Origin of the sequence: Streptomyces sp. SID3343 (assembly GCF_009865215.1) — a bacterium.
Lineage (GTDB): Bacteria > Actinomycetota > Actinomycetes > Streptomycetales > Streptomycetaceae > Embleya.
Genome location: NZ_WWJX01000512.1, coordinates 1 through 3,751, shown reverse-complemented (window position 1 = coordinate 3,751; position 3,751 = coordinate 1). Strand labels below are relative to the sequence as shown.

Sequence of the window (3,751 nt, the reverse complement as noted above, 5' to 3'; positions counted from 1 at the left end):
GGCGATCGACGTCGCGCTCCTGCTGACCGGCGGGCCGGACCTCACCCGGACGTGATCACTCCACCGAGTGATCACTCCGACGGCGGAAACGATCACACCAATGCGCGTAGATAACGATTGAGCACAGCGGTTTCGGAATGTCACTCGATATGGGCTTATATACGACAAGAAAGTATCGAGGCTTGACACCTTGTCAAATCCGATCTTCGGATTTAACAAGGTGTCCCATTGTCCCGCTGTGGGCACCAGGAAATCATTCATGCCCATAGCTTGATCCGGATTCGCCCAAAGCCCGCCGGGATCGGGCAGTCGCGAGCGGCTTCGGGCCTGTCGGCAGCACTGTCCCCTCATACCTGGAGGAACCCGCACATGAGCGGACGCCTTACCCACCGTCGTGTGATCGCCACCACCGCCGCCCTCGTCTCGGCGGCCATGCTGATGACCGCGTGCGGCGACGACAAGGACAGCGCGCTCGGCAAGAAGGACGACAAGGCCCCGTTCTTCAAGATGCTGCCGCCCGACATCCAAAAGTCCGGGAAGATCAAGATCGGCTCGGAGATCGCGTACGCGCCCATCGAGTTCATGAAGGACGGCAAGGCCGTCGGCGTCGACCCCGAACTCGCCGCCGCCCTCAGCAAGCAACTCGGCGTCAAGTACGACTACAAGAACTCGCAGTTCGACGCACTGATCCCGGGCATCACGACCAAGCGCTACGACATCGTCATGTCGGCCATGACCGACAAGAAGGAGCGTCAGGGCCAGGGCCTCTCGTTCGTCGACTACTTCCGGGCCGGGACCTCGATCCTGGTCAAGAAGGGCAACCCCGAGAACATCAAGACGCTCGACGACCTGTGCGGCAAGACGATCGCGCTCCAGGAGGCGACGACCAACGAGGACGTCGCCGTCGCGCAGTCGGCCAAGTGCAAGACGGACGGCAAGGGCGAGATCACCATCCAGAAGTACGCCGCCGACGGCGAGGCGCTGCTCAAGGTCAAGGGCGGCGGGGCCGTCGCCGACCTCAACGACTTCCCCGTCGCGGCCTACAACTCGCAAACCTCGGGCGGCGGCAACGACTTCGAGGTCACCGGCGACCAGATCGAGGCCGGCCTCTACGGCATCGGCGTGGGCAAGGACAACACGCAGCTCCAGCAGGCGCTCAAGTCGGCGCTCGAAGCGCTGATCAAGAACGGCGAATACGGCAAGATCATGGACAAGTGGAACATCCAGGCCGGCGCGGTCACCGAGGTCACCATCAACGGCGCCACCTCCTGATCCCGCGGTCCGGTCCCGCCGCGCGGGACCGGACCCGGCAACCCCTCCGTCCCGCAAGCCGGTTCGTGTTCCAAGAGGAGGTCACCCACCAGTGACCACGCCCCCCGAAGCCGCCGCCGGCAAACCGTCGGCCCAGCGGCAGCCCATCAAAGCGATCCCCGTGCCGCACTACGGCCGTTGGGCCGCCGCCGTCGTGGTCCTGATCGGACTCGGGTTCCTGGCCAAAGCGTTCATCGACGCCAAGATCCACTGGAGCGTGACGGGCGACTACCTGTTCGACCAAGAGTTCATGAAGGGCGCCGGCAACACCCTGCTGATCAGCCTGGTTTCGATGCTCCTGGGCCTCGTGCTCGGCGTCGTGCTCGCGATCATGCGGCTGTCCGGCAACCCGGTCACCTCGACCGTCGCGTCGCTCTACATCTGGTTCTTCCGCGGCACCCCCGTCCTGGTCCAGCTGCTCATCTGGGGCAACCTCGCACTGGTCTTCCCGACCCTGTTCGGCCAGAACACCAACGACCTGATCACCCCGTTCATGGCGGCGCTCCTTGGCCTGGGCCTGAACGAGGCCGCGTACATGGCCGAGATCGTCCGCTCCGGCATCCAGTCCGTCGACGAGGGCCAGACCGAGGCCGCGCACGCGCTCGGCATGTCCAAGGGCCGCACACTGCGTCGGATCGTGCTGCCGCAGGCGATGCGGGTGATCGTGCCGCCGACCGGCAACGAGTTCATCAACATGCTCAAGACGTCCTCGCTCGCCAGCCTGGTGGTCTACCCCGAGCTGCTGCAAAAGGCCAAGGACGTCTACACGAACAACCTCGCGGTGATGGAACTGCTGTTCGCCGCGTGCTTCTGGTATCTGCTGCTGACCAGTCTCTTCAGCTTCGGCCAGTTCTACCTCGAACGGTACTTCGCACGCGGGTCCAGCCGAGCACTGCCGCCCACCCCGCTCCAGCGGATCAAGGCCAACGTGTTCTCCGTACGGCGCACGGGAGGCCGAACCCGATGAGCACCAATCTCGACAAGGGCGCCCCCGCGCCCACGCGCGGCCCGCGACCCATGGTCAAGGCCGAGGACGTCTGCAAGTCGTTCGGCCCGCTCGAAGTCCTCAAGGGCATCGACCTGGAGGTCGCCCCGGGCGAGGTCGCGTGCGTGGTCGGCCCCTCCGGGTCCGGCAAGTCCACCTTCCTGCGCTGCATCAACCACCTGGAGAAGGTCAACGCCGGCCGCCTGTGGGTCGACGGCGACCTCGTCGGCTACCGCGAGAAGGACGGCAAGCTCTACGAACTGCGCGACAGCGAGGTCGCGCTCAAGCGGCGCGACATCGGCATGGTGTTCCAACGCTTCAACCTGTTCCCGCACATGACCGCCGCCGGCAACATCATGGAGGCCCCCACCCAGGTCAAGGGACAGAGCAAGCCCGAGGCGCGAGCGCGCGCACAGCTGCTGCTGCACCGCGTGGGCCTGGCCGACAAGGCCGACGCCTACCCCGCCCAGCTCTCCGGCGGCCAACAGCAGCGCGTCGCGATCGCCCGCGCGCTCGCGATGGACCCCAAGCTGATGCTCTTCGACGAGCCCACGTCGGCGCTCGACCCCGAACTCGTCGGCGAGGTTCTCGACGTCATGCGCGGCCTCGCCGAGGAAGGCATGACGATGATCGTGGTCACCCACGAGATGGGCTTCGCCCGCGAGGTCGGCGACTCGCTCGTGTTCATGGACGACGGCCTCGTCGTCGAGGCGGGCCACCCACGCGAGGTACTCACCAACCCGCGACACGACCGCACGAAGGCGTTCCTGTCGAAGGTGCTGTGATCCGCCGTGGCCTCCGGCCCGGCATGGCATGAGGCTGTGGCCTCCGACCCGGCCGGAGGTGGCGTGGCCACCGCCCCGGGCGTGGTGACCACCGCCCTGTCCGGCCGTGGCCCGTCGCTGCCGAAGGTGTCGTGAGCCGAAGGCACTGTGATCTTCGGCTCAGTCACCCGCCGCCCCACCGCCGAATCGCGCGGCACCACCCGCGTCACACGCACACCGTTGCGCCGTCCGGGCGCCGGCCACGCCCGGACGGCCCCATCACGGTCGTGACATGCAGGTATCCGGGGTATGGGCAAAGGAGTGTCCCGAATTCGGGTTTCGGGCTCGCCTGCGGAGGAATTGCCATGCCCCACACCGCCGAACGCCTGGCCGACCTGTCGGAGCAGGTTCTCGGACGTACGTTGCCGATTCGCATCCGGGCCTGGGACGGCAGTGAGGCCGGACCGCCCGACGGGCCGGTACTGGTGATCCGCGACCGACGCGCACTGCGCCGGCTGATGTTCAAGCCCGGCGAACTGGGCTTCGCCCGCGGGTGGGTGGCCGGCGAACTCGACATCGACGGCGACCTGTACGAGGCGCTCGACCGCCTCTCGGGCGTCGCCCTGCACCGCGACGACGCCCCCCGGCGGCGACCGAGCGTGCGCGCCGCACTCGACGCGCTGCGCCCGAT

At 67.0% G+C, this 3,751-nt stretch carries 3 protein-coding genes and 1 pseudogene; all 4 read left to right on the top strand.

Features of this window, described 5'->3' with window-relative positions:
* The first annotated feature begins 369 nt into the window (after positions 1–369).
* On the top strand, positions 370–1,272 hold the full coding sequence (locus GT354_RS16230) for an ABC transporter substrate-binding protein (RefSeq protein WP_346012050.1): 903 nt from the start codon (positions 370–372) through the stop codon (positions 1,270–1,272).
* Positions 1,273–1,363: 91 nt separating this feature from the next.
* Entirely contained in the window at positions 1,364–2,278 is a 915-nt protein-coding gene (locus GT354_RS16225; RefSeq protein WP_161357023.1) for an amino acid ABC transporter permease, read from the top strand.
* Positions 2,279–2,328: 50 nt separating this feature from the next.
* The gene (locus GT354_RS16220) at positions 2,329–3,081 is read left to right on the top strand and encodes an amino acid ABC transporter ATP-binding protein (protein WP_161357024.1); all 753 of its coding nucleotides are present in this window, start codon (positions 2,329–2,331) and stop codon (positions 3,079–3,081) included.
* Positions 3,082–3,425: 344 nt separating this feature from the next.
* Positions 3,426–3,751: pseudogene (locus tag GT354_RS16215) on the top strand (SAM-dependent methyltransferase); the annotation flags it as partial.

Coding starts and splice junctions, on each gene's coding strand:
- GT354_RS16230 (WP_346012050.1), top strand. CDS start 370: ATGAGCGGACGCCTTACCCACCGTCGTGTGATCGCCACCACCGCCGCC.
- GT354_RS16220 (WP_161357024.1), top strand. CDS start 2,329: ATGGTCAAGGCCGAGGACGTCTGCAAGTCGTTCGGCCCGCTCGAAGTC.